We start from the raw sequence: 1,914 nt of genomic DNA on the forward strand, positions 1-1,914 counted from the left end.
CCCCATGTCAGCAAGATCACAGGCATGACCCAAGTGCCCAGACCGATCACCATCATCAGCGGTGCTGCAACCGAGGCACCAAAATGGCCAAGCCAGTTTTGCACGGGTGCATCCGTTGCAGAGATCCAGCTTGGATCATCCGGAGAATAGCTGCCCACCATCACGGCAATCAGCAGACCCAGACAGATCAGGCCAATGCCCAAAAGCTCTTTGCTGCGTTTCTCGATCGCGGCCTGCGTGGTGCTGTCCAGAAGCGGGTCGCGCCGCCGGGATTGGTAAGATGCCATTACTCTTGTTCCTCAACCATATAGACAGTCGCGGATCAGGGTCAGACCGCGCTGCATTTCTTGTGTTGGGGCCACCATGGCGACCCGAATGTATGTCTTGCCGGGGTTCTCCCCGTTTGCCTCGCGGCTCAGATAAGCGCCGGGCAGCACCCGCACGCCGGTTTCCTGCCAAAGCTTGACGGCGGATGTTTCGCCGTCTTCGGTCGGCAACCACAAAAAGAAGCCCGCCTGCGGGGACTGATAGCCATCAACATGGCCCAGAATATCATCCGCAATTTCGTATTTGCGGTGATAGAGGGCGCGGTTTTCGATCACATGCGCTTCATCATTCCATGCAGCAGCTGCAACCGCCTGCAACGGCTCGGGCAAGGGTGCACCCGCAAAGGCGCGCAACAAACGGATGCGCTCCATCGACTTTGGCCCGCCCGCGCAAAAACCGGACCGCAGGCCCGGCAGGTTCGAGCGTTTCGAGAGCGAATGGAAAATCACAACGCGCTCGGGATCAGCACCCATCTGCGTTGCAACCTGCAAGGCACCCAGGGGTGGCGTGTCGCGGTAAATCTCGGAATAGCACTCATCAGCGAAAATGATGAAATCGTGCTTTTCGGCAAGCGTGATCAGATTGCGCCAATAGGCCTCATCCGCAACCGCGCCTTGGGGGTTGGCAGGCGAACAGATATAGGCAATGGCCGTGCGGTCCAGAATATCGGCAGGTAACGCGTGGAAATCGGGCAAATGACCTGTTTCTTTGACCGCAGGGACATAGACCGCCTCGGCACCCACAGACAAAGCCGCCACCGCATAGACCTGATAAAACGGGTTTGGCGTCAGGATGACAGGCTTGCCGTTCTTGTCTTCGCGGCAAAGCGCCATGGCGGCGTTATACAGCCCCTCGCGGGTGCCGTTCAGCGTCAGAATTTGCTGATGCGGGATATCCAGATCATAACGCCGCTTGAGAAAACCGCTGATCGCGTCCAGCAAGGCGGCTGTGCCGTAGTTATCCGGATACTTCCCGAAGCCTGCCAGATTGTCCGCAATGATATCGCCCACAAAGCCGGGGAACGCATGGCGTGGTTCGCCAATCGTCATGTTGATCGTCTCGGCACCGCGCGTCGGCATGTCTAACAGAGCACGCAAGCGTGGCCACGTCGCTGCCGGAAGGTCCGAAAACCGCTCAGGAAATACCATAACTGCCTCAATTTACGGGATCATTTCGCCCCGCTTTTTTCCAAACTAACTCGGCAGTGGGCGTTCTGTCCAGAAGAAGGGATCAAACGGCGCTGAATTTGTGGCTTTTCGGTCAGTTGGGGGAAGAACGCGACAACCCGCCATCTACCCCAACGCCTGCTCCGCTGCTGCCGCCAGCCGTAGTAGCGCCGCCTCGGTCCCCTTCTGCCCGTTGAACATGATCCCGCAGGACGGCACGCCCGTTGGTAGTGTCACCGAACAGACATCCATGAGGTTCGCGATCCGTGTGTTGCGCAGGGCCAGCAGGTTCTCGGTCTTGTAATAGGCGTCATCCGACAAAAGCCGCGCGGCATCGGGTGGCAGGATCGCGGCGGTGGGCATGATCACGGCGTCAAATTGCGCTGTCTCTGCGGCATATTGCTTGCGGATGTCGCGCAGC

General features: G+C 58.6%; 2 protein-coding genes and 1 pseudogene. All 3 read right to left on the minus strand.

What is annotated here, in order from left to right:
- A partial coding sequence (locus tag VGP75_RS13645; RefSeq protein ID WP_327544194.1) for a DNA translocase FtsK 4TM domain-containing protein occupies positions 1 to 287 on the minus strand: 287 nt, incomplete at its 3' end.
- A 12-nt stretch (positions 288 to 299) separates the two neighbouring features.
- The gene (locus VGP75_RS13650) at positions 300 to 1,475 is read right to left on the minus strand and encodes an aminotransferase class I/II-fold pyridoxal phosphate-dependent enzyme (RefSeq protein ID WP_327544195.1); all 1,176 of its coding nucleotides are present in this window, start codon (positions 1,473 to 1,475) and stop codon (positions 300 to 302) included.
- A 144-nt stretch (positions 1,476 to 1,619) separates the two neighbouring features.
- Positions 1,620 to 1,914: pseudogene (locus VGP75_RS13655) on the minus strand (amidase); the annotation flags it as partial.

The sequence above is a fragment of the Yoonia sp. genome, assembly GCF_036007805.1.
In the GTDB taxonomy this organism is placed as follows: Bacteria; Pseudomonadota; Alphaproteobacteria; order Rhodobacterales; family Rhodobacteraceae; genus Yoonia.

Excerpts from the sequence above, each read along its gene's own strand:
- VGP75_RS13650 (WP_327544195.1), bottom strand. The coding sequence starts at position 1,475 with ATGGTATTTCCTGAGCGGTTTTCGGACCTTCCGGCAGCGACGTGGCCA.